30 protein-coding genes are annotated in these 25,534 nt (G+C 70.3%); 12 read left to right on the forward strand and 18 right to left on the reverse strand.

The genetic code is table 11. From position 1 onward, the window contains the following. Positions 1-216 (forward strand): hypothetical protein (locus VFF97_RS06800; RefSeq protein ID WP_325032732.1); only part of this gene is annotated, 216 nt, incomplete at its 5' end. Positions 217-252: 36 nt separating this feature from the next. Beyond that, the gene (locus VFF97_RS06805; protein ID WP_325032733.1) at positions 253-1,242 is read left to right on the forward strand and encodes a squalene cyclase; all 990 of its coding nucleotides are present in this window, start codon (positions 253-255) and stop codon (positions 1,240-1,242) included. Positions 1,243-1,267: 25 nt separating this feature from the next. Here the strand turns inward: VFF97_RS06805 and VFF97_RS06810 are convergent, their stop codons facing one another. Beyond that, entirely contained in the window at positions 1,268-2,314 is a 1,047-nt protein-coding gene (locus VFF97_RS06810) for an LLM class flavin-dependent oxidoreductase (protein WP_325032734.1), read from the reverse strand. Positions 2,315-2,415: 101 nt separating this feature from the next. On the opposite strand from VFF97_RS06810, the gene VFF97_RS06815 reads away from it, so the two are divergent. Next, positions 2,416-3,312, forward strand: coding sequence for an SDR family NAD(P)-dependent oxidoreductase (locus VFF97_RS06815; protein ID WP_325032735.1), 897 nt, complete (start codon positions 2,416-2,418; stop codon positions 3,310-3,312). Between the two features lie 63 nt (positions 3,313-3,375). After that, positions 3,376-4,020, forward strand: a complete 645-nt coding sequence (locus VFF97_RS06820; protein ID WP_325032736.1) for an SDR family oxidoreductase — start codon at positions 3,376-3,378, stop codon at positions 4,018-4,020. 9 nt (positions 4,021-4,029) lie between these two features. Here VFF97_RS06820 and VFF97_RS06825 read toward each other — a convergent pair whose 3' ends face one another. Continuing rightward, positions 4,030-4,662, reverse strand: a complete 633-nt coding sequence (locus tag VFF97_RS06825) for a M23 family metallopeptidase (protein WP_325032737.1) — start codon at positions 4,660-4,662, stop codon at positions 4,030-4,032. A gap of 104 nt (positions 4,663-4,766) precedes the next feature. Here VFF97_RS06825 and VFF97_RS06830 point away from each other — a divergent pair, with 104 nt between their 5' ends. Next, on the forward strand, positions 4,767-5,255 hold the full coding sequence (locus VFF97_RS06830; protein ID WP_325032738.1) for a bifunctional nuclease family protein: 489 nt from the start codon (positions 4,767-4,769) through the stop codon (positions 5,253-5,255). A gap of 15 nt (positions 5,256-5,270) precedes the next feature. On the opposite strand, the gene VFF97_RS06835 is transcribed toward VFF97_RS06830, so the two are convergent. The 8 genes from VFF97_RS06835 to VFF97_RS06870 form a co-directional block, all read right to left on the reverse strand. After that, complete coding sequence (locus tag VFF97_RS06835; protein ID WP_325032739.1) at positions 5,271-6,284, reverse strand: serine hydrolase domain-containing protein; 1,014 nt, start codon at positions 6,282-6,284, stop codon at positions 5,271-5,273. A gap of 152 nt (positions 6,285-6,436) precedes the next feature. After that, positions 6,437-7,180 carry a YidC/Oxa1 family membrane protein insertase gene (locus VFF97_RS06840; protein ID WP_325032740.1) on the reverse strand — a complete coding sequence of 248 codons (744 nt, stop codon included), beginning with the start codon at positions 7,178-7,180 and terminating at the stop codon, positions 6,437-6,439. 99 nt (positions 7,181-7,279) lie between these two features. Beyond that, the gene (locus VFF97_RS06845; protein ID WP_325032741.1) at positions 7,280-7,579 is read right to left on the reverse strand and encodes a DUF6412 domain-containing protein; all 300 of its coding nucleotides are present in this window, start codon (positions 7,577-7,579) and stop codon (positions 7,280-7,282) included. Between the two features lie 121 nt (positions 7,580-7,700). After that, the gene (locus tag VFF97_RS06850) at positions 7,701-8,756 is read right to left on the reverse strand and encodes an NAD(P)-dependent oxidoreductase (RefSeq protein WP_325032742.1); all 1,056 of its coding nucleotides are present in this window, start codon (positions 8,754-8,756) and stop codon (positions 7,701-7,703) included. Beyond that, positions 8,686-9,765 (reverse strand): DNA polymerase IV, encoded by a 1,080-nt coding sequence (locus VFF97_RS06855; protein ID WP_325032743.1) that lies wholly within the window; start codon positions 9,763-9,765, stop codon positions 8,686-8,688. Before VFF97_RS06855 ends, VFF97_RS06850 begins: the two co-directional genes overlap by 71 nt. An 89-nt stretch (positions 9,766-9,854) precedes the next feature. Beyond that, on the reverse strand, positions 9,855-10,058 hold the full coding sequence (locus VFF97_RS06860) for a cold-shock protein (protein WP_325032780.1): 204 nt from the start codon (positions 10,056-10,058) through the stop codon (positions 9,855-9,857). A 681-nt stretch (positions 10,059-10,739) separates the two neighbouring features. After that, on the reverse strand, positions 10,740-11,195 hold the full coding sequence (locus tag VFF97_RS06865) for an SRPBCC family protein (RefSeq protein ID WP_325032744.1): 456 nt from the start codon (positions 11,193-11,195) through the stop codon (positions 10,740-10,742). A gap of 34 nt (positions 11,196-11,229) precedes the next feature. Further along, positions 11,230-11,487: a hypothetical protein gene (locus VFF97_RS06870; RefSeq protein ID WP_325032745.1), complete on the reverse strand. Its 258-nt coding sequence runs from the start codon at positions 11,485-11,487 to the stop codon at positions 11,230-11,232. A 160-nt stretch (positions 11,488-11,647) separates the two neighbouring features. On the opposite strand from VFF97_RS06870, the gene VFF97_RS06875 reads away from it, so the two are divergent. The 5 genes from VFF97_RS06875 to VFF97_RS06895 all read left to right on the forward strand — a co-directional run bounded on the left by VFF97_RS06875 (position 11,648) and on the right by VFF97_RS06895 (position 18,641). After that, entirely contained in the window at positions 11,648-14,020 is a 2,373-nt protein-coding gene (locus VFF97_RS06875) for a phosphoketolase family protein (RefSeq protein ID WP_414684234.1), read from the forward strand. Positions 14,021-14,273: 253 nt separating this feature from the next. Further along, positions 14,274-14,858 (forward strand): PadR family transcriptional regulator, encoded by a 585-nt coding sequence (locus VFF97_RS06880; RefSeq protein WP_325032746.1) that lies wholly within the window; start codon positions 14,274-14,276, stop codon positions 14,856-14,858. Positions 14,859-14,892: 34 nt separating this feature from the next. Beyond that, positions 14,893-16,581 carry an ABC1 kinase family protein gene (locus VFF97_RS06885; protein ID WP_325032747.1) on the forward strand — a complete coding sequence of 563 codons (1,689 nt, stop codon included), beginning with the start codon at positions 14,893-14,895 and terminating at the stop codon, positions 16,579-16,581. A 315-nt stretch (positions 16,582-16,896) separates the two neighbouring features. Next, the gene (locus tag VFF97_RS06890) at positions 16,897-18,039 is read left to right on the forward strand and encodes a zinc-dependent alcohol dehydrogenase (protein ID WP_325032748.1); all 1,143 of its coding nucleotides are present in this window, start codon (positions 16,897-16,899) and stop codon (positions 18,037-18,039) included. 20 nt (positions 18,040-18,059) lie between these two features. Beyond that, positions 18,060-18,641 (forward strand): hypothetical protein, encoded by a 582-nt coding sequence (locus VFF97_RS06895; protein ID WP_325032749.1) that lies wholly within the window; start codon positions 18,060-18,062, stop codon positions 18,639-18,641. A gap of 66 nt (positions 18,642-18,707) precedes the next feature. On the opposite strand, the gene VFF97_RS06900 is transcribed toward VFF97_RS06895, so the two are convergent. From VFF97_RS06900 to VFF97_RS06930, 7 genes are all read right to left on the reverse strand, one after another. Beyond that, entirely contained in the window at positions 18,708-19,490 is a 783-nt protein-coding gene (locus VFF97_RS06900) for a cytochrome c oxidase assembly protein (RefSeq protein ID WP_325032750.1), read from the reverse strand. After that, positions 19,487-19,957: a DUF2243 domain-containing protein gene (locus VFF97_RS06905; RefSeq protein ID WP_325032751.1), complete on the reverse strand. Its 471-nt coding sequence runs from the start codon at positions 19,955-19,957 to the stop codon at positions 19,487-19,489. Before VFF97_RS06905 ends, VFF97_RS06900 begins: the two co-directional genes overlap by 4 nt. Next, positions 19,954-20,727 (reverse strand): glycosyltransferase family A protein, encoded by a 774-nt coding sequence (locus VFF97_RS06910; RefSeq protein WP_325032752.1) that lies wholly within the window; start codon positions 20,725-20,727, stop codon positions 19,954-19,956. Before VFF97_RS06910 ends, VFF97_RS06905 begins: the two co-directional genes overlap by 4 nt. 165 nt (positions 20,728-20,892) lie before the next feature. After that, a complete protein-coding gene (gene msrA / locus VFF97_RS06915; protein ID WP_325032753.1) occupies positions 20,893-21,453 on the reverse strand; it encodes a peptide-methionine (S)-S-oxide reductase MsrA in 561 nt (186 codons plus the stop codon). Next, positions 21,450-21,923: a peptide-methionine (R)-S-oxide reductase MsrB gene (msrB, locus tag VFF97_RS06920; RefSeq protein WP_325032754.1), complete on the reverse strand. Its 474-nt coding sequence runs from the start codon at positions 21,921-21,923 to the stop codon at positions 21,450-21,452. The genes msrA and msrB overlap by 4 nt, the downstream gene beginning before the upstream one ends. A gap of 467 nt (positions 21,924-22,390) precedes the next feature. Continuing rightward, positions 22,391-22,753 (reverse strand): cupin domain-containing protein, encoded by a 363-nt coding sequence (locus VFF97_RS06925; RefSeq protein ID WP_325032755.1) that lies wholly within the window; start codon positions 22,751-22,753, stop codon positions 22,391-22,393. A 41-nt stretch (positions 22,754-22,794) separates the two neighbouring features. Then, positions 22,795-23,181 carry a nuclear transport factor 2 family protein gene (locus tag VFF97_RS06930; RefSeq protein ID WP_325032756.1) on the reverse strand — a complete coding sequence of 129 codons (387 nt, stop codon included), beginning with the start codon at positions 23,179-23,181 and terminating at the stop codon, positions 22,795-22,797. A 36-nt stretch (positions 23,182-23,217) separates the two neighbouring features. On the opposite strand from VFF97_RS06930, the gene VFF97_RS06935 reads away from it, so the two are divergent. Together VFF97_RS06935 and VFF97_RS06940 are read left to right on the forward strand one after the other, a co-directional pair. Next, the gene (locus VFF97_RS06935) at positions 23,218-23,586 is read left to right on the forward strand and encodes a DUF2200 domain-containing protein (protein WP_325032757.1); all 369 of its coding nucleotides are present in this window, start codon (positions 23,218-23,220) and stop codon (positions 23,584-23,586) included. Then, positions 23,583-24,077, forward strand: coding sequence for a YfcE family phosphodiesterase (locus VFF97_RS06940; protein ID WP_325032758.1), 495 nt, complete (start codon positions 23,583-23,585; stop codon positions 24,075-24,077). The genes VFF97_RS06935 and VFF97_RS06940 overlap by 4 nt, the downstream gene beginning before the upstream one ends. Before the next feature lie 187 nt (positions 24,078-24,264). Here the strand turns inward: VFF97_RS06940 and VFF97_RS06945 are convergent, their stop codons facing one another. After that, on the reverse strand, positions 24,265-25,515 hold the full coding sequence (locus VFF97_RS06945; protein ID WP_325032759.1) for an RNA polymerase sigma factor: 1,251 nt from the start codon (positions 25,513-25,515) through the stop codon (positions 24,265-24,267). Positions 25,516-25,534 lie beyond the last annotated feature (19 nt).

A 25,534-nucleotide genomic window follows, 5' to 3' on the forward strand; every position in this document is an offset into this window, starting at 1 on the left:
GCGGCGGTGGTCGTGGCATCCGGTGCGCGCGTCATCCGCGCCGACGAGCCGGCGGGCATCGACGTCGCGACCGACGGGGACGACTGGGGGAGGACGAGTCGGCGCCCAGGCACCGCGGCTGAGGGGACGGCGACCCGGCGGATCGTGCTCGACGTCGACCGAGACGCCGCCGAGACCCTGCTCGAAGTGCTCCGCGCGCGGGAGTGGCCGAGCTGAGGCGCGAGTGTCGGCGCCTGGGGCTATGGTCGCCGCATGGCCGACATCGCCGATGTGACCGAATGGCTGCTCGACTCCGACCCGGCGCTGAGATGGCAGGTCGAACGCGACCTCCTCGGTGAGCCCGAGAGCGTGTGGCAGGCGACGCGGGCGCGCCTGGCGACCGAAGGCATGGGCGCCCGGCTCCTCGCGCTTCAGGACGAGGATGGGCAGTGGGCCGGTGGCGCGTTCTTCCCGGCCGACTTCGACTTCGAGGGGCCGGAAGCCGCTCCGGGGGCCGGGCAACCGTGGACGGCGACGACCTGGTCGCTCAACTCGCTGCGCGAGTGGGGGCTCGATGCCTCGGCCCTCGAGGGGACCGCCGAGAAGATCGCCGCGAACAGCCGCTGGGAGTACGACGACCTGCCCTACTGGGGCGGCGAGGTCGACTGCTGCATCAATGCCTTCACGCTCGCGAACGGCACGTGGTTGGGCGCCGACGTGTCGTCGCTTCGGCAGTGGTTCGTCGACCACCAGATGGACGAGGGCGGCTGGAACTGCGAATGGGTCGAGGGCTCGACCCGGGCATCCGTCTATTCGACCCTGAGCTCGATCGACGGGATCCTCTGGTACGAGAAGGCGACCGGCGGCACGCCCGAGCTCACCGCTGCACGCAAGAAGGCGCAGGAGTACCTGCTCGAGCGTCGCATCCTCTACAAGGTCACGACGGGTGAGCCGGTTCGCCCAGGAGTCGAGCTGCTCGCGTATCCGCAGCGCTCGAAGTACAACGTGCTGCACGCCGTGAACTACTTCCGCGACGCGTCGCTGTACGACGGCGTCGAGCCCGACCCGCGACTCGCCGAAGCGGTCGAGGTCATCCGTCGCCAGCGACAGCCCGACGGCACGTGGCTCCAGGGCTACCGGTACCCCGGTCGCGTCTGGTTCGAGCAGGATGTGCCCGTGGGCGAGCCGTCGAAGTGGGTCACCTTCCTCGCGCTGCGCGCCCTCGACTGGTGGGACTCTGCCGCTCCCGGGGTCGAGTCGTAGCGCGGCGTGCGCGTCAGCGCGCGGCTCAGCGCGTGGGCTCCCACCCGAGCGCCGGCGCGACGTGCTTCGCGAACGTCTCGACGACGCGCAGGTTGAACTCGACGCCGAGTTGGCTCGGGATGGTCAGCATGAGGGTGTCGGCCGACGCGATGGCGGCGTCGTTCTGCAGCTGCTCGACGAGCACGTCCGGCTCAGCCGCATACGTCTTGCCGAAGGTCGAGCGCAGGCCGTCGATGATGCCGATGCCGTCGCCCTCCTGGCGTCCGCCGAAGTAGAGGTGGTCCTCGGCCGTCACGAGCGGGAAGATCGAGCGGCTCACCGATACGCGAGGCTCACCCGGATGCCCCGCCTCCCGCCACGCGTTGCGGAAGACGTCGATCTGCTCGGCCTGCAGGATGTCGAACGGCCGCCCGTCCGCCTCGGTCACGAGCGTCGACGACATGAGATTGACGCCCTTGCGGCCCGCCCACTCTGCCGAGTCACGGTTGCCGGCTCCCCACCACACGCGCGAGCGCAGCCCGGGGGAGTGCGGCTCGACGCGCTGCAGACCCCTGGCCCCTGAGCCTGCCGAAGGGCCGCCGCCGAACGGGCTGTTCGGGTCGCGCTCCGCGAGCCCCTCGCCCTCGATCGCGCGCAGGAAGAGGTCGAAGTGCTCGCGCGCGATGTCGGCGCCGCGCGGATCCTTCGAGCCGGTGTAGCCGAACACCTCGTACCCGCGGATGACCGTCTCGGGCGACCCGCGGCTCACGCCGAGCGCGAGCCGTCCGCCGCTGAGGAGGTCGACCGCGGCCGCCTCCTCCGCGAGGTACAGGGGGTTCTCGTAGCGCATGTCGATGACGCCCGTGCCCATCTCGATGCGCTCGGTGCGCGCCGCGATCGCGGCGAGGATCGGCATCGGCGCCGACTGCTGGCGGGCGAAGTGGTGCACGCGGAAGTAGATTCCGTTGACCCCGAGTTCATCCATCCCCTGCGCGAGGTCGATGGCCTGCAGCATCGAGTCGGCCGCGCTGAGACTGTGTCCGCCGCCGAGCGGGCCGTAGTGGCCGAACGAGAGTGTTCCGAAGCGCTTCACGTCGTGCCCAACGGTACGCCACGAGGACCTATTCCACGGCCGGATGCCGCGGTCGACGCATCCGGCCCGAATCCGCGCTCCCGAATCTGTACGCTCGTGCCGTGCCGTCCCGCGGAGTCGTCGTCCCCGACCTCGACGGTGCGCGCGCACTCGTCACGGGCGCGACGAGCGGAGTCGGCCTCGAGATCGCGCGGGTGCTCGCCGCGCACGGCGCGCATATGGTGCTGCCGGCGCGCAGTCGCGCCAAGGGCGAGAGTGCGATCGCGGCGATTCGCGAGACGGCGCCCGCTGCACGGTTCGAGCTGCGCGACCTGGATCTCGTGAGCCTCGCATCGGTGCGCGGGTTCGCGGACGGCCTCATCGCCGAGGGACGACCACTCGACCTCATCGTCCTGAACGCGGGAATCGCCCGCGTGGGCGAGCGCACGCGCGTGGTCACGGAGGACGGCTTCGAGCTGCATTTCCAGACCAACTTCCTCGGCCATGCGCACCTCGTCCTGTCGCTGCTGCCGCTGCTGCGCTCCTCGCACACGCGGATCGCGGTGCAGGGCAGCATCGTGAGCGCGCTCTACGGCGTGGCGTGGGAAGACCCGCAGTTCGCGCGACGCTACTCGGCGCTGCGCGCCTACGCCTCGTCGAAGACGGCGCTCGCGCTCTTCGCGCTCGAACTGGCGCGTCGCGAACCTGACGTCCGCGTCGATCTGTGCCACCCCGGCGTCGTTCCGGCGACCGCCATCGCGCCCGAGATCCGCGCGCGCGTCTCGCCCGGCATCCACGACTTCGCGGTGGGTCGGCTCTGGAACCCGCCGGCGCAGGCTGCTGAGCCCGCACTTCTCGCCCTGACGACGGATGCCCCGGGCCCCGCGTTCTGCGCACCCGGCGGGCTCCTGCAGTTCTCGGGTCCGGCGCGCGTGCGGCGGGCCTTTCGTCGCCTCATCGATCCGGACGGCTCCCGTTGGATCTGGGACCTCGCCCAGAAGCTCGCGACCACGGCGTGAGTGTCAAGGCCCGCCCTGGGCGACGCGGAACGGCCTAGGGTCGAACGGGACGAAGGGAGTCGCATGTCGCGCATTCTGCTCATCGGCGGCCACGGCAAGGTCGCTCTGCTGCTCGAACCCCTCCTCGTCGAGCGCGGCCACCACGTCACGGCGGTGATCCGCAATCCCGACCACGAACGCGATGTCGCCGCCACAGGCGCCGTGCCGCTCGTCGCCGACATCGAGGAGTTCGACACCGACCAGCTCGAGAACCTCGTCGCGGGCAACGACGTCGTGGTGTGGTCGGCGGGCGCGGGCGGCGGCAACCCCGCGCGCACGTATGCGGTCGATCGTGACGCCGCGATCCGCTCGATCGACGCCGCCGCGGGCGCAGGAGTGCGTCGGTACGTCATGGTCTCGTACTTCGGCGCGGGGCCCGACCACGGAGTCGCACCCGACAGCTCGTTCTTCCCGTATGCCGAGGCGAAGGCGGCCGCCGACGCGCACCTGCGCGAGAGCGGGCTCGATTACACCATCGTGGCGCCGAGCGGACTCACGCTCGACCCGCCCACCGGTCGCATCGACACGGCGGCCACGGCATCCGGTTCGGTCTCGCGGGCCGACGTGGCCGCGGTCATCGCGGCCGTGATCGACGACGACTCGACGATCGGCCGAACGATCCGGTTCAACTCGGGCGACGTTCCCATCGCGCAGGCCGTCGCGGGCTGACCGCGCCGCTCATACGACGAACGGCTCGCGGTTGCGCGGCAGCCATCCCGCCGGGTCGCCGTCCGGCGCGGGGGTGAAGCCGATCGGCACGGCTCGCGCGGCCGCCCAATCGGCCGAGTCGGATGCCTGCACGTGCACGTGCGGCTCGGTGCTGTTGCCCGAGTTGCCGCATTCGCCGACCTGGTCGCCCGCCCGGACGACGACTCCCGCACGCACGCGCACCGACCCGCGTCGCAAGTGGGCGAGGAGCACGTAGGGCCCTGTGGGCGACGCCGCGATCACGACATGGTTCCCCGCGGTGCCGGCGACGCCCGCGCTCACGCGCCGCGCTTGCGTGAAGGCGTACGGGATGAGCGTGAACGGCGACCGCCGCGCCTCGTGATCGGGTTCACCGTCGTGCGTGTCGACGACGGTGCCGTCGATCGGCGCCAGGATCGGCGCGCCGAAGCCGATGAATCGCTCCGGCGGTTCGGTCGCGAACACCGACCGCGCGGTGCGCGGCGCCGAACGGCCGCGCTCGTCCACCATGACGAAATCGATCGCATACGCCGACCCGAACAGGGTCGTCCCATGACTCGGAACCCGGTCGGCAGGGCTGTTCTGCGCGACCCATCGGCCGGTGAACGGAAAGCGCAGGAGCATCCGCACACCCTAACCAGCACACGTCGTGCACGCGAGGGGAGCCCCGTCGACCTCCGGCGTGCCTACGATGGCAGAAGACTTCCCTGACGACGGAAGGAGGCGACATGGTCCAGGTCCGCGTCGCCGGAGTCGCGCTCGACGCGGCGCGTCAGCATGTCATCCTGCTCAAGCCCATCGACGAGCTTCCGGGGTCGGGTCAGATCCTGCCGATCTGGATCGGCCAGCAGGAGGCGACGTCGATCCTCATCGCGGTCGAGGGCGCGCCCGTGCCTCGCCCGCTCGCCCACGACCTCATGCGCTCGCTCCTCGACACGCTCGACGCCAAGGTCACGCGCGTCGAGGTGTCGCGCATCGACGACGGCACGTTCTACGCCGACATCACGCTCGAGTCGCCCGCGGGGGAGCGCGTCGTCGACGCGCGCCCGTCCGATGCGATCGCCCTCGCCTCGCGCGTGGGCGCCCCGATCTGGGTCGCCGACGAGGTCATCGAAGAGGCCGGCGTCGACGACTTCATGCCCGAAGAGGACGCGTCGGAGCGCCTCGACGAGTTCAAGCGCTTCCTCGACGACGTCGAGCCGGAGGACTTCGCCTGACCCGCTGCGCCGTCGTCAACCGAGTTCGGCGTCGATGAGCCCGGCGACCGTGTAGATCACGGGCCACGCGCCCTCCGAGCTGTTGCCGAGCACGCTCACCGTCGTGCGGCTGTCGATGAGGTGCGTCGAGCGGAACGAGACCCCCGCGTCGTAGCCCTCCATGATCGCGGCCGGACCCGCGCGGTGCAGCCAGACGCCCATGCCGTAGCGCATGTTCTCGTCTTCGACGTCGTGGCGCGGGTGGATCATCTCCTCGACCGTGTCGGGCCGCACGATCCGTCCTTCCAGGAAGGCCGTCCAGAACCGGTGCAGATCGTCCGCGGTCGTGAACGCGCCCCCGTCGCCGTTGCCGCGCACCGGAAGGCGCAGCGTGTTCACGAGGTCGCCCTCCTCGAACAGGTAGCCGAGCGCGGCGTCGCCGGGGAGCTCGTCGAGGCGCGGGAAGCCGGTGCCCTCGAGGCGTGCCGGCTCGAACACGAGACGCTGGACGACGTCGTGATACGGCTCATCGGTGATGCGCTCGAGCACCACGGCGAGCACCATGTAGCCGCCGTTGCAGTACGAGAACCGCTCGCCCGGCGGAAACTTCTGCGGATGCCCGTCGAGCATCGGCAGAAACGCGCTCGCGGTCGTGAGTGTGTGAACCGGGAGCGTGAGGACGAAGTCGGACGGCTCCCACTCGCCCTCCTCGTCGAGATAGTCGCCGATGCCCGACGTGTGGGTGAGCAGCTCCTCGATCGTGACGGCGTCGTCGATCAGCGGCAGGTCCGCGCCGAGGATCTCGCGCACGGGCTGGTCGAGCCCGAGCCTCCCGTCTTCCACGAGTCGCATGACCGCGAGGGCGGTGAACGTCTTGCTCCCGCTCGCGATCGCGAACCGCGTGCGGGTCGTCGTCGGCACGCGCAGACCGCGGTGCAGGAACCCCTCGCACCGCTCGAACGTGCGCCGGTCGCCGGTGTCCACCGTCACCACGCCCGTGAAGGTCTTCCTCGCGACCGCCTCATCGAGGGCCGCGGCATCGATGCGCATGCGAGCGAGTCTGACGGAAACTCCTCGCGGTCGAAAGGGCGGGCTCGATCGCACCGTCCGGCACTCCGAAAGCCGATTCGACACGATCCGGCCCGGCGCTTTCACGCCCCGCGGCTCCGCCTCCGCCCCTTCACCCCGGGAGCGGGCGCGCCTCACTCGAGCGGGTACACCCGCCTGAGGATGAGCCGCTGGGCGAGCGTCCACGCGACGGTCGTGAGCAGGTACAGCCCCGCGGCCAAGGGCACGAAGACGGCGACGACGGCGGTCGAGAACTGCAGCAGACCGAGCATCCGGGTCGACACGGCCGGGAGCGGGGAGTCCTCCTCGCGCGGAAGGGTCGGCATGCGCAACATGCGTCTCGTCAGCTCGCCGACCGCCGCAATGAGCACGACGATGGCGCCGATCACGGCGACAGTCGTCGGTGTGAGTGCTCCGCCGAAGGCGGCGCCGGTGAGGCTCGTGCCGAGCGGAACGCCGAGCAGGGTCTGACTCAGCAGCGCGTTCGCGTGACCGGCGATCATCGGATGCAGGAACACCGCGTACACGAGCCCGATGACCGGCGCCTGCAGCAGCACGGGCAGGCAGCCCGCGAACGGCGACGTGCGCTCGTCGCGGTAGAGCTGCATCGTCTCGCGCTGCAGGCGCTCGGGGTTCTTGCGGTGGCGCTTCTGCAGTTCGCGCAGGCGCGGCGCGAGGCGTACGCGCGTCTGCTCGGCCTTGGCCTGCGAGATGCCGACCGGGATCAGCGCGGTGCGCACGAGGAGCGTCACGAGCACGACGGCCGCGGCGGCGGCGGATGCGCCGGCGACCGGTTCGAGGAGCGAGGCCAGCCCCATGAACCCCGCGTACGCGAGGTCGAGCAGGGCGGCGATGGGTGGGAAGGCGAAGACATCCATGGCGGTATCCGTTCTGTGGCAGTTCGATGGGGATCGATCGGCCGCGAAGGGACGCCGCGACGACGCATCCGTGGAGGACGCGGGAGCGGACGGCGAAGGCTACGCGGCCGTCGCCGCGCGCTGCGGTGCCCTCGGGCGCGGGTGGCCCGGGGCATCCGGATCGCTCTGCGTGAGCGGAGAGGAGATGTCGATCGCGCGCCGCGGATGCGGGGGAGACGCCCCTCCCGACGCGGGGTGCGTGACCGCGAGGATCGCGACGAGCACGACGGATGCCGCGACGAGCGCGATCGCGGCGGCGACCGCGGTCGTGGCGCCGCCGAAGACCGTGAGGTCGGGCGTGCCCGCCACGGCGAGCGGCGCCAGCAGGAGCTGCACAGACGTCAGGAACTGCGCGAACATGCGGTGCTCCTCTCGGTCGTGCGGCGTGCGGTCATGCCACGCTAACACCGTCCGCGTGACGTCTCCCCGGTCGCTGAGCGAGCACAGCGACACGAAGCGCGTTTCGTCTCCCTCGCTGTGCTCACTCGCTCGACGTCCGGGATGCCGCGGCGCGTTCCTCGAGCGCGCGCACGACGGCGGACATGTCTTCCCGCGCACCGCCGAGCGCGACCGTCTCGGCGAACAGCGTCTCGGCGAGCGCGAGCATCGGCGTCGATGCTCCGACGACGGCGGCCTCGTCGAGCACGAGCCGCGTGTTCATGAGCGCGTCGGACGTCGCCGCCTGCGGTGAGAACTCCCGCGCCGCGAGCTTCGGCAGCTTGACGCGCGTGAGGTCTGAGGCGGTCTGCCCGAGACCGATCGCCTCTTGGAAGGTCGCGAGGTCGACGCCGCTTGCCGCGGCGAAGTGCGTCGCCTCGGCGAGCGCGGCCATCGTCGTGGTGAGGTACAGATTGACGGCGAGCTTCATGCGCAGCCCGCTGCCCGGTCCGCCGCAGTAGAGGGTCGCGCGACACGTCGGCGCGAGGAGCGGCATCACCTCCCGCGCCACGCCTTCGTCGCCGCCGAGCATCGCGACGAGTTGCGCGTTCTCGGCCGGCACGCGCGATCCCGCGACCGGGGCTTCGACGAACCGCCCGCCCGCGGCGCAGACCTCGGCGGCGAGCGCTTCGGCGTACTCGGGGGTCGTCGTGCCGCACGAGACGAGCGTGCGGCCGGCCACACGGCGGGCGAACGTGTCGGTGCCGCGTTCGAGCACAGCATCCGTCGCGGCTTCGTTCACGAGCATGAGCACCACCGTGCGGCAGCGCGCGAAGACGTCGTCGACGGATGCCGCGGCATCCGCGCCTTCGTCGACCAGCGGCGCGAGCCGCTCGCGTGTGCGGTTCCAGACGACCAGCGCGATGCCCGCCCGCACGAGGTTGCGGGCCATCGGCGTGCCCATGAGGCCGATGCCGATGAAGCCGACAGGAGCTGGGGCGTTCGTGGCGCTCATGCTTCGAGTCTCGGACGGGCGTCGGGCCGAAGCGTGCCAACCGTCGCCGTCGGACTGCCGATCTCGCGGATGCTCACCAGCCGCTGCGCGTCGGTGTGTGCCCCTCGCGGGCGTCGTCGGGCATCGCCATCTCGGCGCGCACACCCAGCAGGCGGATCGGCCGGTCGGGCTCGATGCGGTCGACGAGCTTGAGCGTCTCGGCGATCACGGTGTCGCGGTCGAACGTCTCACGGACTTTGTGCACGAACGTCTTCGTGATGAACGGTGCGTAGCGCACCTTGAGCCCGACGCCCACGACAGGCCTGCCCTCGGCCGCGACGTCGGCGAGCACCTGGTCGAGCAGCTCGCGCGCGGCGTTCTCGATGTCGGCGCGGTCGACGAGATTCTGCTGGAAGGTCGTCTCGCGCCCGTGCCCGCGGGGCACCCACGGGGTGTCATCGACGACGTTGGTGCCGTCTCCGCGGCCGAGCTGGCGGTACCACGGACCCATCTTCGGCCCGAACTCCACGGCGAGCGCATCGACGTCGGCGCGCACGAGATCGTCGACCGTGTGGATGCCGAGCGTCGCGAGTCGCTTGGAGATCTTCGAGCCGATGCCCCACAGCGCGACGGTGGGTTTCGAGCCCATGACCTCGAGCCAGTTCTCGGCGGTGAGCCGGAACACGCCGCGAGGCTTGCCGAAGTCGGTCGCGTTCTTCGCGCGGACGAGCGTGTCGCCGATCCCGACGCTGCAGTGCAATTGTGTGCGCTCGAGCACCTCGCGCTGGATGTCGCGCGCGTACGCTTCGGGGTCGTCGGTCGTGATGCCGACGAACGCCTCGTCCCACCCGAGCACCTGCACGACCGCGCCGGGCATCGCGCGCAGGGTCGCCATGACCTCTTCGGACGCCGCGGTGTACGCCGGAGCGTCGACGGGGAGGATGATCGCGTCGGGAGCCTTGCGCGCGGCGATCCGCAGCGGCATGCCCGAGCCGACGCCGAACTCACGGGCTTCGTACGACGCCGTCGAGACGACGGCGCGCTCGGTCGGGTCGCCGCGCCCGCCGACGATCACGGGTTTGCCGGCGAGCTCGGGCCGCCGCAGCACCTCGACGGCAGCGATGAACTGGTCGAGATCGACGTGCAGCACCCACGGTCGGGCCTCACCGGACATGCCCCCAGTCTGGTGTGCAGCGTCGACACGCGTCGAGACACGCGAAAGCCGGGGTGGCGCGAACGCTCACCCCGGCTGACGTGTGTGGATCAGAGAGGCCGGATGTTGGCGGCCTGCATGCCCTTCGGGCCCTGCTCAGCGTCGTAGGAGACCTTCTGGGCCTCGTTGAGCTCCTTGTAGCCGTTGCCCTGGATCGCGCTGAAGTGCGCGAAGAGGTCGGCGGAGCCGTCATCGGGTGCGATGAACCCGTAGCCCTTGTCGGAGTTGAACCATTTCACGGTGCCAGTGGCCATCGTGTCTTTCCTTTTGTTATGCGGGCCGCGTGAGCGACCGGGTGTGCCGCGCCGCAACGTGCGGAGCGGACGGGTGAGGCGCGAGCGACGAGCCCGCGACGATGCGGGCTGATAGACGGATGCCGCGACGGCGGCTTCCGCGGATTCGCGCGTGTCGAAGTGGCCGAGCAGCTCGCCGCGCGCGCTGTGGGCTTCGAAGCCCTGCGGTGCGACGGCGATGAAGCCGGCGTACTCGCCGGCGGTGGTGGCGACGAACACGTCGTCGTCGGCCTGGCGCCAGTCGAGCTCGAGTGCGGGTACGGACGGAGGGAGGGGTTCTGCGAGTATCAAGCGGGTTTCTCAGAGGATGCGCGGCGAGGTGGCACGCGACTGCGCGGAATGAAGGTGAACGGGCCGCGAATCCGCGGCGGGGCGTCAGGCGATCTGCTTCTCCACGATGAGGCAGAGGTTCGACGCGAGGACCCGAGGGTCACCCCCACCCTAGCACGCTGCCCTGCGAAACCCCTGACGCATGCGCGGCATGCACGCATCCGCTGTCGAAACCAGCATGCGCGCCCGTCGCAGACACCTGCGACTGCAGGATCGAGGCGCGCGAGACCCACCCGAACGCGAACAGGCGGATGTCCCCACCCCGAAGCCGGGGGCGGGGGCATCCGTAAGCAGTGTGCCCAGCGCTGGGTGTCAGCGCGGAACGTCGCCTCGCCACGCACCCGTCGCGGCTTGGCGGCTCTCGATGAACTCCTTGAAGTTCTCGAGGTCTTTCTTGACGGCGTGCTTGCCGGCGCCGACGAGGGCTCCGACGTGCTCGAGGAAGCCCGAGGGCTCCCAGTCGATCTGCACGGTCACGCGCGTCGAGTTCTCGTCGAGCTTGTGGAAGGTGACGACGCCCGCGTGAGCCGTCTCGCCGCCGATGCTGCGCCACGCGACGCGCTCATCGGGGTGCTGCTCGGTCACCTCGGCGTCGAACTCGCGCTCGGCGCCGCCGATGTTCACCTTCCAGTGCAGGTGGGTGTCGTCGATCTGACGGATCGACACGACCTCCTCGAGGAACTCGGGGAAGCTCTCGAACTGCGTCCACTGGTTGTAGGCGGTGGTGACGGGAACGTCCACGTCGATGGTCTCGATGATCTGCGGCATCCGCTTCTCTCCTTCGCTGTCTTCGGTCTTGTGGTCAGTGCGCGACGGTCGGGTCGGTGCCGGACTCAGGCGGCGTCGGGAACGTCGGCTCTTCGGGATTCGGCGCGAGCGGCTCCTCCGGCGTGGGAGCAGGTGGCTCCTCCGGCGCGGGGGTGAGCGGCTCCTCCGGATGCGGCGCGACCGGATCGCGGCCGGGAGGTCCCGGCGTGGGCGGCACGCCTGGTGCGCCCGGGGTTCCCGGCGTACCGGGAGCGTCCGGCTCGGGCGGCAGTGGCGTGTTCGGATCGGTCATGGCGACGAATCCTCCTTCCTGCACCGGCGACGGCGCCGCCGGTCGTCGTGTTCGACTCATCCAGCCTGTGCGACCGGGCCTTCGGCACCCACCCCCTTGACCCCGGGTGTGCGCCACGTTATGAACGGCTTGAAGAGCCGCCGGCAGCAGGGAGACGCCCGTGCCCATCGACGATGCGATGCTCGACGCCCTCGATGCGTGGTGGAGAGCCGCGAACTTCCTCGGGGCGGCGCAGATCTATCTGCTCGACAACCCTCTGCTGCGAAGGCCCCTCACGCGCGACGACATCAAGCCGCGCCTGCTCGGGCACTTCGGCACCGTGCCGGGGTTGAACCTCGTCTACGCGCACATGAACAGGGCGATCCGCGAGCGCGATCTCGACGCCCTCTACATCGCCGGTCCCGGGCACGGCGGCCCCGCGATGGTCGCGAGCGCGTACCTCGACGGCACCTACACCGAGCGGTACCCCGAGGTGACGCGCGACGAGGAGGGCCTGCGGCGCCTGTTCCGTCAGTTCTCGTTCCCGGGTGGCATCCCGAGCCACGCGGCCCCCGAGACGCCGGGGTCGATCCACGAGGGCGGCGAGCTCGGGTACTCGCTGTCGCACGCCTTCGGCGCCGCGTTCGACAACCCCGACCTGACGGTCGTGTGCGTCGTGGGCGACGGCGAGGCCGAGACGGGTCCCGCCGCGACGGGCTGGCACTCCAACAAGTTCCTCCACCCCGTCAACGACGGCACGGTGCTGCCGATCCTGCATCTGAACGGCTGGAAGATCGCGAACCCCACCGTGTTCGCGCGGATCCCCGAGGACGAGCTGCTCGCGCTGTTCGAGGGGTATGGCTACGACCCCATCCACGTCGGGTTCACCGCCGACGACGATCATCGCGACGTGCATCGCCGCTTCGCCGCGGTGGTCGACGACGCGCTCGACCGCATCGCGGCGATCCGCGAGAACGCGCGCGGCGGCGACCTGGCGCGCCCGCGCTGGCCGATGGTCATCCTGCGCTCGCCGAAGGGCTGGACCGGCCCGCGCGAGGTCGACGGCGACCCGATCGAGGGCACGTGGCGCGCGCACCAGGTTCCGCTCGCCGGCGTCCGCGACAACCCCGAGCACCTCGCACAGCTCGAGGAGTGGCTGCGCTCGTACCGCCCCGACGAGCTCTTCGACGAGAACGGCGCGCCGATCCCGCTCGCGACGGTGCTCGCACCCGACGGCGATCGCCGCATGAGCGCCTCGCCGCACACGAGCGGCGGGGTGCGGCATCCGATCGTCCTCCCCGACTTCCGCGACTACGCGGTCGAGGTAGACGTGAGCAGACGAGGGGCTGCGGATGCCGAGGCGACCCGCGTGCTCGGAGTGATGCTGGCCGACGTGATCCGGCGCAATCCCACGAGCTTCCGGCTGTTCGGTCCCGACGAGGTCGCGTCGAACCGGCTCGCACCACCCGTGTACGAGGCGACCGCGAAGCAGTGGGTCGCCGAGATGCTGCCGGTCGACCGCGACCTCGCGACAGCGGGCCGCGTGATGGAGATGCTCAGCGAGCACCAGTGCCAGGGGTGGCTCGAGGGATACGTGCTCACCGGCAGGCACGGCGTCTTCACGTCGTACGAGGCGTTCGTGCACATCGTCGACTCGATGTTCAACCAGCACGCGAAGTGGCTCGAGGCCGCGAGTGACGTGCCGTGGCGAGAGCCGATCCCGAGCCTCAACTACCTGCTGTCGAGTCACGTGTGGCGGCAGGACCACAACGGCTTCACGCACCAGGACCCCGGATTCCTCGATGTCGCCGTCAACAAGAGCGCGCAGGTCGTGCGGGTGTACCTGCCGTTCGACGCCAACACGCTGCTGTCGACGTACGACCACTGCCTGCGCTCGGTGGGCTACGTGAACGTGGTGGTCGCGGGCAAGCAGCCGCATCCGGCGTGGCTCACGATGGACGAGGCGATCCGCCACTGCACGCGCGGACTCGGCATCTTCGAGTGGGCGGGCACCGAGGTCGCGGGGGAGTCTCCCGACGTCGTGCTCGCCGGCGCCGGCGACGTGCCGACGCTCGAGGTGCTCGCGGCCGCGTCGCTGCTGCGCGAGGGCATCCCCGAGCTGAAGGTGCGCGTCGTCAACGTCGTCGATCTCATGCGGCTGCAGTCGGAGCACGAGCATCCGCATGGACTCTCGGATGCCGACTACGACGCCGTCTTCACGTCGGACCGGCCCGTCATCTTCGCCTTCCACGGCTACCCGTGGCTCGTGCACCGGCTCACGTACAAGCGCCACGGGCACTCGTTCCTGCACGTGCGCGGCTACAAGGAGAAGGGCACCACCACCACCCCGTTCGACATGGTGATGCTCAACGACCTCGACCGGTACCAGCTCGCGATCGACGCGATCGACCGTGTGCCGGGACTCGCCGAGAAGCACGCCGTCTTCCGGCAGAAGCTCGTCGACGACCGCATCCGCGCCCGCATCCACACGCGCGAGCACGGCGAGGACATCCCCGAGGTCGCCGACTGGCGGTGGCCCGCCCCCGGTCGCTGAGCCTGTCGAAGCGCCCGGGGGCGACTCCCCGGTCGCTGAGCAACCCCCTCCCGGTCGCTGAGCCTGTCGAGGCGCCCGCCAAGCGACTCCCCGGTCGCTGAGCAACCCCTCCCGGTCGCTGAGCCTGTCGAAGCGCCCGCCGCCGAACGACTCCCCGGTCGCTGAGCCTGTCGAAGCGCCCCTTCCCTCGACACACTCACCGATATATCGTTGAGCATCGGCGAGATATCGGCTGACAGTCGCAGGAGGCATCATGAGCGGTTCATTCATGGGCGACCCGTGGGGTTCGCGTCACCGCGGAGGCGGCTACGGCAAGCCCGGCGGAGCGGGCGGAAGCATCTGGGATGCGATGGAGCAGCTGCGCGACGTGTTCGAGCAGCGCTTCGCGCCGCCGCGCATGGGCCGTGGTGACGTGCGGGCCGCCGTGCTCGCTCTGCTCGCCGAGGGGCCGATGCACGGGTACCAGATCATCCGCGAGATCGAGGAGCGCAGCGACGGCGCGTGGAAGCCGAGCCCCGGGTCGGTGTACCCGACGCTCCAGCTCCTCGCCGATGAGGGGCTCATCGTCGCGACCGAGTCGGGCGGCAAGAAGACGTACTCGCTGACCGATGCGGGCCGCGCGGAGGCCGAGGCATCCGGCGCCGAATCGGCCCCGTGGGAGTCCCAGGGCATGAAGGACGCGGCCGCTCGCACGACCGCCCTGCCCAAGGCCGGCGCGCGGCTCGCGCAGGCAGTGGCCCAGGTCGCGAGCAGCGGAAGCGCCGATCAGACGCAGCGCGCGGTGGAGGTGCTCGACGAGGCCAGGCGTAAGCTCTACTCCATCCTCGCCGAGGACTGACCCGACGCGCCGGCATCGGCGTCAAGGAGTATCGATGGCCGATCCCGGCAGCGCTCGCGCCCGCTACCGCAGGATCCTCTGGTTCGCCGCGCGCACGATCGCGCAGACCTGGTGGTTCGAGCTCATCCTGCCCCGGATCGGCTTCGCTGAGTACGTCGCCCGCGGGCGCGCGGCGCGCCTGCAGGGCATCGCGAAGCGCTTCCACGCGCTCGCGGTCGAGCTCGGCGGGCTCATGATCAAGGTCGGTCAGTTCATGTCGTCGCGCCTCGACGTGCTGCCGCCCGAGATCACGAACGAGCTCGCGGGGCTTCAAGACGAGGTTCCCCCGGTGGACTTCGGCCCGATCCGCGAGCTCGCGGAGGCCGAGCTGGGCATCCCGCTCGAGCGCGCGTTCGCGTACGTCGACCCGGTTCCCGTCGCGGCGGCGTCGCTCGGTCAGGCGCATCGGGCGAGGTTGACGGATGCCGAAGCCGAAGACACCGGCTTCGCCGACGTCGTCGTGAAGGTGCAGCGCCCCGGCATCGAGCAGATCGTCGAGGTCGACCTCGCGGCGCTGCGAAGGGTTGCCGGGTGGCTCAGCCGCATCCGCTTCATCGCGAACCACGTGGACCTCCCGAGGCTGATCGAGGAGTTCACGCACGTGAGCCTTCAGGAGATCGACTACCTGCACGAAGCGCAGAACGCGGAGCGCTTCGCGGAGAGCTTCGCGGGCGACCCGCGCGTCGGCGTGCCGGTCATCGCATGGGAGCGGACGACGCGGCGGGTCCTCACGATGTCAGACGTCACCGCGATCAAGATCAACGACATCGACGGGCTGCGCGCCGCGGGGATCGACCCCAGCGAAGTGGCCCACGCCTTCGCGCAGATCATGTTCGACCAGTTCTTCGAGCACGGGTACTTCCACGCCGATCCGCACCCGGGCAACATCTTCGTCACGCAGACCGGGATGCGGCCGGACGGTACCCCCGAGTGGCGCCTCACGTTCGTCGACTTCGGCATGATGGGCGAGGTCCCCGACCAACTGCGCCACGACCTGCAGCAGGTGCTCATCGCGGTCGCCGGCCGCAACGGCAAGCAGCTCGTCGACAGCATCCGTCGAGTCGGCGTGCTGCTGCCGTCGGCCGACACCGCCGAGCTCGAGCGAGCGATGACGGCGCTGTTCGCACGATTCGGCGGGATGGGCTTCGCGCAGCTGCAGCGCCTCGACCCGCGGGAGTTCCGCGATTTCGGGCGCGAGTTCAGCGATGTCGTGCGGTCGCTGCCGTTCCAGCTTCCCGAGAACTTCCTGCTCATCATCCGCGCGGTGTCGCTCACGTCGGGGATGTGCAGCTCGCTCGATCCCGAGTTCAACATGTGGGACGCCGTCGAGCCCTACGCCGACAAGCTCCTGCGCGAGGAGCGCGGCAACGTCATGGGGGCGGTCGCGCGCGAGGCCGCGTCGGTCGCCGGCATCGTCGCGCGCCTGCCGCGACGCACGGACGACCTGCTGACCAAGGTCGAGAACGGGCAGCTCACGGTCGACCTCAGCCGCATGGAATCCCGGATGAACCGCATCGAGCGCCTCGCCCGCCGCGTCATCTCGGCGGTTCTCTTCGCCGCGCTGCTCATCGCAGGTGCCGTGCTGCGCGCGCAGGACATCATGGTCGGGTCGGTGCTGATGACGGCGTCGGTGATCCCGCTGCTGTACGTCGTGTTCGCCGGGTTCTGGCGCCCCGGGCGCTAGCGCGCCTCGCGGCTGTCCCGCCCCGCGAAACGAGGGCATCACGCGGAACGAGGGCGCGCGGGGCTCAGTTCTCCTCGCTCCGCGAGATCCCCTCGATTCGGGACGCGAACCGACGGATGCTGCGGCGACACCACCCCGGTCGCTGAGCGAGCGCGGCGAGACGAAGCGGTCCTCCGTGGCGGTGCTTCGTCTCGCCGTTGCGCGCCTCGCGCAGCATCCGCAGCCGCGCCCCTGGCAGGTCGCGCGGCCCGACGCAACCCCCTCTCGGATTCCAGGTGCCTGGGTTGGGGTGGAACAGAACCCCGAGGAGGCGCCATGAAGGCGATGACGTACCGCGGACCGTACAAGCTCCGCGTCGAGAGCAAGCCCGAGCCGGTGATCGAGCATCCGAACGACGCGATCGTTCGCGTCGAGCTCGCGGCCATCTGCGGCTCGGACCTGCACCTGTACCACGGCATGATGCCCGACACCCGAATCGGCCACACGTTCGGGCACGAGTTCATCGGAACAGTCGAAGAAGTCGGCCCGACAGTGCAGAACGTGAAGGTCGGTGACCGTGTGATGGTCCCGTTCAACATCTACTGCGGCTCGTGCTTCTTCTGCGCGCGCGGCCTGTTCTCGAACTGCCACAACGTCAATGCGAACGCGACGGCGGTCGGGGGCATCTACGGGTACTCGCACACGACGGGTGGGTACGACGGCGGTCAGGCCGAGTACGTGCGCGTGCCGTTCGCGGATGTCGGGCCGGGGGTGATCCCGGATGACATCGCCGACGAGGACGCCCTCATGCTGACGGATGCGTTCTCGACCGGCTACTTCGGCGCACAGCTCGCCGACATCGAGCAGGGCGACACCGCGGTGGTCTTCGGCGCGGGTCCCGTCGGGCTCGCGGCCGCCCGCTCGTGCTGGCTCATGGGCGCGGGGCGCGTCATCGTGGTCGACCACCTCGACTACCGCCTGCGGAAGGCTGAGGAGTCCGCGTTCACCGAGACGATCAACTTCGGCCAGGTGTCCGACATCGTGCTCGAGTTGAAGAAGGCGACGGGCGGACTCGGGGCGGATGTTGTCGTCGAGGCCGTCGGCGCGGAGGCGGACGGGCACGTGCTGCAGCACGTGACATCCGCGAAGCTCAAGATGCAGGGCGGGTCGCCGGTCGCACTCAACTGGGCGATCGACACGGTGCGAAAGGGCGGCGTCATCTCGGTCATCGGTGCGTACGGACCGCTGTTCAGCGCCGTGAAGTTCGGCGACGCCATGAACAAGGGCGTCACGCTCCGAATGAACCAGGCGCCCGTGAAGCGCCAGTGGCCGCGACTGTTCGAGCACATCCGCGCCGGACACGTGAAGCCGAGCGAGCTCATCACGCACCGCTTCCCCCTCGACGAGATCGCCGAGGGCTACCACATCTTCTCGTCGAAGCTCGACGACATCGTCAAGCCCGTCATCACCGTCGCGTGACGCCGGCGAAGGAGGACGACATGCCGTACACCTCATGGAAGCCCGGAAACCAGCCCGACCCCGAGGAGCTGCGCGCGCGCATCCCCGGGTGGGGCGCCGACCTCGACCCCGCCGACCGGCCCGCGTTCCCGCGGGAGCAGCCGGGCATCGCGACCGGCGCGCATTGGGAGATCCCCGAGCAGCAGCCGACACGCGGAGGTGAGCGCGAGAGGTCGATCGAACACGAGCGCCTGACACCGGTGTTCGGCACGGCTCAGCCGCTGCACGGCCTCAGCGGGCGCATCCGCAAGTACGCCTACGACCGCTACAGCGAGGGGCAGGCCGCGCACTGGCTCCTGCTCGTCGTCGGCGACCGCGTCGATTCTGCGGGTGCGCACGTGAAGTCGCTGTTCAGCAAGAGACCGGATGACCCGATCACGCAGTCCGGCGTGTTGGGGGAGCGCGGTCGGCGGCCGATCTCATCGCGGCTTCAGCCCGGTCGCATCGACATGAAGCACGCGTGGCTCGACCCGATCCTCGTGGTCGGGCCGTGGGTGCTCGCGGGGGTGCTGCTGTTCCGGCTCGGCCGGGCGATCGTGCTCCCGGCCCGCAAGCGGCGCTGAGTCACCCCGAGCGCTGAGCGAACCCCACCCCCGGTCGCTGAGCGAGCCGAAGGCGAGACGAAGCGGTCAGGGCGCGGTCGCCGCGCGCGGCGCCGCCGCCCGGTACCACCGCGCGCAGAAGATCACGACGACGACGGCTTCGACCCACGCCCCCGCGTAGTACATGACCTGCGCGCCGGCTCGGACATCGGCGACCGCGAAGCCCTCGGGCGGGTTGGCGTACAGGTACTTCGCAAGGATCGCGTGCGCCGCCATCGCGAGCACGATCACCGCCACGACGAGCGCGCGGCTCGACGGATGCGGCCGCGGATCGAGCCCGATGACGGCGGCCGTGAACAGGTAGCCCGCGAGCAGCAGGTGCGCGTGCACCGCCACGTGCACAAGGGGCACCTCCCTCATCGCGTCGACGATCGGCGTGACGTAGATGAGCCAGAGTCCGCCGGCGCTCAGCACCGTCGCCGTGATCGGGTGGGCGACGAACCGGGCCGGAGCGCTGCCCAGCACCCGCGACAGCCGCCGGGCCGGTGTGACGGCGAGCGACCGCAGCGCGAGCGTCACGGGCGCCGCCAGCACGAGCAGCACGGGCGCGACCATGCCGGCGAGCAGGTGGGTCGTCATGTGTGCGACGAAGCTGTCGTGTGCGGCATCCGCAAGAGGGCCGATGACGGATGCCGCACCCGCCGCGACACCGCAGCACCACAGCACCGCGCGACCCGTGGGCCACGGGCGTCCGCGTCGGCGCGAGATCACGACACCCGCGATATAGGCCGCGACAGCCCCGGCCGCGAGCAGCGCGAGGGCGATGTCGACCGTGGGGGCGGACCCGACTCCGTGGGCGTGCACGGTCATGCCTCCGACGGCTGGGCGACGCTGCGCCGCGTTCGGACGACGGTGACGATGCCCGCGACGAGCATCGCGATGGCGACGGCGTGCCACACGATGTCGTAGACGATGAGGTCGTCGACATACCGGATCTGGTGGAGGCCGAGCACCTTGTGCTGGATCGTTCCGTCGTACAGCTGGAACGACCCCGCGCCGATGAGGACTCCGCCGGTCCACCGGCCCCAGTGCAGAGCGTGCCGTCGGCGCAGGTCGGCGAGCAGGAAGAGGCCCGCGATCGTCGCGAACCAGCTCACCGCGTGGAAGACGCCGTCCGACACGAGCCCGACCTCGGTCGTCGAGCGGTCGTAGAAGTGGTGCCAGTGGAGCAGCTGGTGGAACACCGCTTCGTCGATGAACGCGATCGCGCCGATGCCGAAGAGGATGCCCGACCAGAGGTTCCGGGCGGAGTACGACGTCTCGTGTGGCTGAGTCATGTGCGGCTCCGATCACTTGAGAACCCGGTCCGCGCCCACCGCTTCGGCGGAAAGTCCCGCGGCCAGTGCACGATCACCGTCCGGAACCCCATTGCGATCCGGCGCGCGAACGAGCGTGCGTCGCCGAACGGGCGCATCGAGATCCCCATCCCGGCGCGGGGCAGATACCGGATGCGCCCGACGTCGCCCACGTGGAAGGCGAGGTCGATGTCGTCGTGCAACTCGGGGTCGTCCTGATGCACGGCGTCACGCACCGCCCTCCACGTCGACGCGCGCATCCCGAGGTTCGAGCCGAACAGCGGCGCGTGGCCGAGTGTCGGGACCATCACCAGGCCGAAGAACCCGAGGTACATCGCCGCGAGCACCGTCCGAAGCACGCGAGGCCCGTCGACGAACCGCGCGTGTCCGGTGAACGCGTCGACGTCGGGGCGGCGGTCGAACGCATCCGTCATCGTGTCGACCCACGTCGACGCCGGCACGCAGTCCGCGTCGAGTCGCAGGATCACGTCACCAGATGCCGCGTCGTACCCGGTCGCGCTCGCGGCGGGGATGCCCGGCCGTTCGCACCGCACGACGTGGGCGCCGGCGCCTCGGGCGACGAGGGCCGAAGCATCCGATGAGCCGTTGTCGACGACGATGATCTCGTCGGCCCGTCGCGTCTGACGCGCGAGCGCGTCGAGGCAGCGGCTCAGCGCGCGGTCGTCGTCCTTCACGGGGATGACCACCGACACGCGCAACGTGCCGGTGCGCGGGGCTGCGGGATGGGTCACGGCGTCTCCTCGACTCGCGCTCGCCACGTTAGCGGCGGCGCGCCGCGGGGCGCCGCACCGTTGACAGCGGCGCACGGCCTGCGTTAGCGCAGCACCAGTCCGGGAGAGCGCGGATGCCGCGACCCGCAGAGGGCCGCGGCATCCGGCTGGCGATCGCGACGAAGGTTACGCCGAAGCGCTCGTCTCCGACCGCTTGGGCAGCACCCAGTTCGCGCGGGGGAAGTGGCATGTGTACCCATTGGGGATGCGCACCAGGTAGTCCTGGTGCTCGGGCTCGGCCTCCCAGAACGGGCCGGCCGGCTCGATGGTCGTGACGGCCTTGCCGGGCCACAGGCCGGACGCGTCGACATCGGCGATCGTCTCGCGGGCGATGCGCTCCTGCTCGGCGTCCAACGGGAAGATCGCAGAGCGGTAGCTCGTGCCGACGTCGTTGCCCTGGCGGTTCAGGGTTGTCGGGTCGTGGATCTGGAAGAAGAACGCGAGGATGTCGCGGTACGTCGTCTTCGTCGGGTCGAACACGATCTCGACCGCCTCGGCGTGGCCGGGGTGGTTGTAGTACGTCGCGTGCGCGTTCTGACCGCCGGTGTAGCCCACGCGCGTGTCGATCACGCCGGGCTGGCGGCGGATGAGGTCCTCGACGCCCCAGAAACAGCCGCCCGCGAGGACGGCGGTCTCCATGCCGGGAACGCGGGTGATCTCGCCGGTGTCCATGGGTCCGCTGGTCATGATGCTGTCTCCTGCTCGTTGGTGGTCTCGAAGAGGTGTCGGTACTCGCCGTAGCCCTGGCTCTCGAGCTCGGCGGCGGGAACGAAGCGCAACGCGGCCGAGTTCATGCAGTATCTCAGGCCCCCGGCGTCGCGAGGGCCGTCGTCGAACACGTGGCCCAGGTGGCTGTCGGCTCCGGACGACCGCACCTCGGTGCGCGTCATCCACAGCGAGCTGTCGGTCTGGGTCGTGACCGCGTCGGAGTCGATCGGCTTGGTGAAGCTCGGCCAGCCGGTTCCGCTGTCGTACTTGTCGGTCGACGAGAACAGCGGCTGCCCCGACACGACGTCGACGTAGATGCCGGGCTCGTGGTTGTTCCAGTACTCGTTGCGGAACGGAGGCTCGGTGCCCTCCTCCTGCGTGACGGCGTACTGCGCGTCGGTGAGGCGGCTCAGCGCCTCAGGGGTCTTGCGGTAGTCGTTGGGACTCACGGTGTTCCTCCTCGGGTGACGTCGCTGGCTGCGGCGCCATAGAGAAGAACGGATCACCGACCCGTTTTGGTCCCGCCAAGCTGGAAACCAGCCGTGAGTTCGGCGGCGGGGTCGCTAGATTTTCGGAAGGGAGGACGGATGCCTCGCACGTACGCGTCCCATCACGGCCGCGCGGCATCCGCCCTCCCGAAACCCGCCTCCCCAGAAGGCGGCACCGCCATCCCAGTCGGCGGTGTCGTAGTCATCATGGCGTCGGGTTCGGACATCCGCAATGGGAAGTCTGCGGGTTGTGGATAACTCGGCCTGGCGGGCGCCGATTTCGTCGCCCGGACGCCGATTTCGTCGCCCGGATCAGGACATCTGGCGTAATCAGGTCGATCCGGCCACGAAGTTCCTGCCCTCGCCAGATGTCCTGATTCCGGCGGGAGGGCCGAGAGTGGCAGGCCCACCGGCATGGCACGCCGGGGCTACGGGCTCGCGGGGTAGTCGCCCACCGGGCGCTTCACGACGGTGAGCAGCACGGCCGAGTCCTCGAGCGCGTCGAGCCGATGGCGCCGCGGCGGGATGGCGAGGTGATCGCCGGATGCCCCATCCCACGACTCGTCGCCCGCGACGATCCGCACGCGGCCGATGAGCACTTGCAGGGTCGCCTCGCCGGGGCTCTCGTGCTCGCCGAGCTGCTCGCCGCCGCGCAGTGCGATGACCGTCTCACGCAGGGCGTGCTCGTGGTCGCCGGTGATGGTGCGAGCGGCGCGGCCGCTCGAGGCGATGCGGGCGGTCTGCATGAGCTCCGCAACCAGCTCGGTCAAGTTGTCGTCAACGGCGCGCATCGGGCTCCCCGTTCATCGTCGAGTGGGTCCTGCTGGTCAGGCTACGCCGTCGCGGGCGGTTCGACGATCTTCCAATACGAGTCCTTGCGCACGACGAGTCCGTCGCGGAAGGTGTAGAAGTCGCATCCGCGCACCTCCTTGCGCTCACCCGAGACCGTCGTGCCGGTCAGCAGCCAGGTCGTCATGCCCGTCTGCCGCTCTTCGTCGACGAAGTGCTCCTCGTCTCCGTAGTGCACGTCGGGCAGCCCCGCGAAGCGGCCCGCGAGGGCCGCGCGCACGGCGCCTTTGCCTTCGAAACGCGATCCCCACGGGTCGGCGCCGCGGGGCATCTCGAGCACGCTGTCTTCTGCGAAGAGCGCCATGATGCGGTCGAGGTCGTGCGCGTTGAACGCGTCGCACAGCTCGATGAGCGCCGACCGGATGTCCATGTCTGCACGGTACGCCTGCCGCGTACCCTGGGGAACATGGAACGGATCTTCCGGATGCCTTTCGCCAAGGTCTACCCGATGTACATCCAGAAGGCCGAGCGGAAGGGTCGCACGAAAGCCGAGGTCGACGAGGTCATCGAGTGGCTCACCGGCTTCGATGACGCGACGCTCGAACGGCACGTCGCCGACGGCACGACGTTCGAGGACTTCTTCGCGGATGCGCAGCTCAACCCGAACGCGGACCTCATCACGGGCGTCGTGTGCGGCGTGCGGGTCGAGCAGATCGAGGACCCTCTGATGCAGAAGATCCGTTACCTCGACAAGCTCGTCGACGAGCTCGCGAAAGGCAAGGCGATGGAGAAGATCCTCCGCGAGCCGGCCGCCGCCGCAGCGACGAAGCGATGACGACCCGCCTGCTGCTCATCTCCGACACGCACATCCCGGGGCGTGCGAAGCGTCTCCCGGAGACGGCGTTGAGGGCGGCGGATGCCGCGGACCTCGTGATCCACGCCGGGGATTGGGTCGCGGCATCCGTGCTCGATGAGCTCGAGCAGCACGGCGAGGTGCTGGGGGTGTACGGGAACAACGACGGCGCGGACCTGCGCGAGCGGCTGCCCGAGGTCGCGCACCGCACGATCGAGGGCGTGCGGTTCGCGGTCGTGCACGAGACGGGAGCGGCGCCGCGGCGCGAGGTGCGCATGGACGAGGCGTTCCCCGACACCGACGTGCTCGTGTTCGGGCACAGTCACATCCCGTGGCACACGGTGTCGCCGCGCGGCATGCGGTTGCTCAACCCGGGTTCACCCACGGATCGCCGGCGCCAGCCGGTGCACACGATGATGATCGCAGTGGTGGATGACGGTGAGCTGCGCGAGCTCGAGCTCATCTCGCTCTGACGCCGGGCGGCGTTCCCGGACCCTGAGCGAGGAGCGAAGCGACGAGACGAAGGGCAGTTCGACGAGTCTCGCGCTTCGTCTCGCCTTCGGCTCGCTCAGCGTCCGGGGGGGCTCGCTCAGCGTCCGGGGGGCGGCTCGCTCAGCGTCCGGAGGGGGGCTCGCTCAGCGTCCGGAGGGGGCGGGTCGCTCAGCGTCGGGGGCGCAGTGACTCCGCCTTGTCGCGCAGAACCTGTTGCTGCACCTCGTTGGCCGTGAGGCCGGCGGCAGTCAGCAGTTCGGATCGCGCTTCGTCGTTGCGACCGAGCTGCGCGAGCAGCTCACCTCGCACGCTCGGCACGAGGTACGAGCCGCGGAGGGCTCCCGCGGCTTCGAGGGCGTCGACGATACGCAGGGCATCGGCGGGACCGGATGCCTTCGACACCGCCACCGCACGATTGAGCTCGACGATCGGGCTCGGCGCGATGCGTCCGAGCACCTCGTAGAGGAGCACGATCCGGTTCCAGTCCGTCTCGTCCACGCTCCGCGCGACCGCGTGGCACTGCGCGATGGCGGCCTGCAGCGCGTACGGACCGCGTCCGGTCCCGCGAGCGGCGGCGAGGGCATCCGCCTTCTTGAGCACCTCGATCGCGCGCGCGATCTGGCCGTGGTCCCACCGCGAGCGGTCCTGATCGGCGAGCAGCACCGGCTGACCCGAGCGCGTCTCTCGCGCGGCGAAGCGCGACCGCTGGAACTCCATGAGGGCGACGAGCGCGAGCGGCTCGGGCTCGCGCGGCAGAAGCCCCGCGACGACGCGGCCGAGCCGCAGGGCTTCGTCGGCGAGGTCGGGGCGCACCCACCGGTCGCCCGCGGTCGCCGCATAGCCTTCCGTGAACACGAGGTACACGACGCCGAGCACCCCCGCGAGGCGGGAGGTCCACTCCGACGGGTCGGGCGTCTCGAACGGCACCCGTGCGGCCGCAAGCGACTTCTTCGCCCGCGTGATGCGCGCCTGCACCGTGGGGACGCTGGTCAGCAGCATCCGTGCGATCTCTTCGGTCGACAATCCCGCGACGATCCGCAGCGTGAGCGCCACCTGCGATTCGCGCGACAGCGCCGGGTGGCACGCCGTGAAGATGAGGCGCAGCACGTCGTCGTCGATGGGCTCCCACGAGTCGTCGGATGCCTCGTCGAGCGTGTGCGCGATCGCCGCGTAGCGCTGGTCGAGTCCGTCGCGCCGGCGCCACGCATCGATCGCGCGTCGCTTCGCGACCGCCGTGAGCCACGCGCCCGGGTTGTTCGGTATGCCATGCTCGGGCCACGAGCCGAGTGCCTCTACGAGCGCCTCTTGGGCGACATCCTCGGCGAGGCCGAGGTCGCCGGTCATCTTGGCGACGGATGCCACGATCCGAAGCCCTTCGATGCGCCAGACGGCCTCGACCGTACGCCGGGTGTCGTTCATGGTCTCCGAGGGGCGGCGG

This window comes from Microbacterium sp. (assembly GCF_035687345.1).
In the GTDB taxonomy this organism is placed as follows: Bacteria; Actinomycetota; Actinomycetes; order Actinomycetales; family Microbacteriaceae; genus Microbacterium.

Bases quoted from the DNA above. Each gene is read 5' to 3' on its own strand.
- VFF97_RS06805 (WP_325032733.1), top strand. From the start codon at position 253: ATGGCCGACATCGCCGATGTGACCGAATGGCTGCTCGACTCCGACCCG.
- VFF97_RS06820 (WP_325032736.1), top strand. From the start codon at position 3,376: ATGTCGCGCATTCTGCTCATCGGCGGCCACGGCAAGGTCGCTCTGCTG.
- VFF97_RS06825 (WP_325032737.1), bottom strand. From the start codon at position 4,662: ATGCTCCTGCGCTTTCCGTTCACCGGCCGATGGGTCGCGCAGAACAGC.
- VFF97_RS06830 (WP_325032738.1), top strand. From the start codon at position 4,767: ATGGTCCAGGTCCGCGTCGCCGGAGTCGCGCTCGACGCGGCGCGTCAG.
- VFF97_RS06835 (WP_325032739.1), bottom strand. From the start codon at position 6,284: ATGCGCATCGATGCCGCGGCCCTCGATGAGGCGGTCGCGAGGAAGACC.
- VFF97_RS06840 (WP_325032740.1), bottom strand. From the start codon at position 7,180: ATGGATGTCTTCGCCTTCCCACCCATCGCCGCCCTGCTCGACCTCGCG.
- VFF97_RS06845 (WP_325032741.1), bottom strand. From the start codon at position 7,579: ATGTTCGCGCAGTTCCTGACGTCTGTGCAGCTCCTGCTGGCGCCGCTC.
- VFF97_RS06855 (WP_325032743.1), bottom strand. From the start codon at position 9,765: ATGTCCGGTGAGGCCCGACCGTGGGTGCTGCACGTCGATCTCGACCAG.
- VFF97_RS06860 (WP_325032780.1), bottom strand. From the start codon at position 10,058: ATGGCCACTGGCACCGTGAAATGGTTCAACTCCGACAAGGGCTACGGG.
- VFF97_RS06865 (WP_325032744.1), bottom strand. From the start codon at position 11,195: ATGCCGCAGATCATCGAGACCATCGACGTGGACGTTCCCGTCACCACC.
- VFF97_RS06870 (WP_325032745.1), bottom strand. From the start codon at position 11,487: ATGACCGATCCGAACACGCCACTGCCGCCCGAGCCGGACGCTCCCGGT.
- VFF97_RS06880 (WP_325032746.1), top strand. From the start codon at position 14,274: ATGAGCGGTTCATTCATGGGCGACCCGTGGGGTTCGCGTCACCGCGGA.
- VFF97_RS06885 (WP_325032747.1), top strand. From the start codon at position 14,893: ATGGCCGATCCCGGCAGCGCTCGCGCCCGCTACCGCAGGATCCTCTGG.
- VFF97_RS06890 (WP_325032748.1), top strand. From the start codon at position 16,897: ATGAAGGCGATGACGTACCGCGGACCGTACAAGCTCCGCGTCGAGAGC.
- VFF97_RS06895 (WP_325032749.1), top strand. From the start codon at position 18,060: ATGCCGTACACCTCATGGAAGCCCGGAAACCAGCCCGACCCCGAGGAG.
- VFF97_RS06900 (WP_325032750.1), bottom strand. From the start codon at position 19,490: ATGACCGTGCACGCCCACGGAGTCGGGTCCGCCCCCACGGTCGACATC.
- VFF97_RS06905 (WP_325032751.1), bottom strand. From the start codon at position 19,957: ATGACTCAGCCACACGAGACGTCGTACTCCGCCCGGAACCTCTGGTCG.
- msrA (WP_325032753.1), bottom strand. From the start codon at position 21,453: ATGACCAGCGGACCCATGGACACCGGCGAGATCACCCGCGTTCCCGGC.
- VFF97_RS06925 (WP_325032755.1), bottom strand. From the start codon at position 22,753: ATGCGCGCCGTTGACGACAACTTGACCGAGCTGGTTGCGGAGCTCATG.
- VFF97_RS06930 (WP_325032756.1), bottom strand. From the start codon at position 23,181: ATGGACATCCGGTCGGCGCTCATCGAGCTGTGCGACGCGTTCAACGCG.
- VFF97_RS06935 (WP_325032757.1), top strand. From the start codon at position 23,218: ATGGAACGGATCTTCCGGATGCCTTTCGCCAAGGTCTACCCGATGTAC.
- VFF97_RS06940 (WP_325032758.1), top strand. From the start codon at position 23,583: ATGACGACCCGCCTGCTGCTCATCTCCGACACGCACATCCCGGGGCGT.
- VFF97_RS06945 (WP_325032759.1), bottom strand. From the start codon at position 25,515: ATGAACGACACCCGGCGTACGGTCGAGGCCGTCTGGCGCATCGAAGGG.